This is a genomic window from Erwinia sp. PsM31, assembly GCF_030433775.1.
In the GTDB taxonomy this organism is placed as follows: domain Bacteria; phylum Pseudomonadota; class Gammaproteobacteria; order Enterobacterales; family Enterobacteriaceae; genus Erwinia; species Erwinia aeris.
The window spans coordinates 1-228 of record NZ_JARUWZ010000118.1; the positions used below are offsets into that span (position 1 = coordinate 1).

At 63.2% G+C, this 228-nt stretch carries 1 pseudogene; it reads right to left on the reverse strand.

The annotated features are described in order from the left end of the window. Window positions 1–184: pseudogene (locus tag QCD69_RS22675) on the reverse strand (thiaminase II); the annotation flags it as partial. Between the last annotated feature and the right edge of the window lie 44 nt (window positions 185–228).

Sequence of the window (228 nt, forward strand, 5' to 3'; positions counted from 1 at the left end):
GTGTCGCGGTGGCGAATATTCCCGCCAGCGCATCAAAGCGGCTGGCGCCGCCGCGCTGGGGGGCCAGGTTTTCAAACAGCGTCAGCGTAGCCTGCACGCCGCTCAGGTATAGCGGAGCGCCATAGTTTTCAATCCACGGCGCGTAGGGATTGGGGGTCAATACGGTTTGCGTATCGTTCAGCATGCCGACGCCGATCTCGGCTTAGGCTGCCACGCAGGGCATCAGGG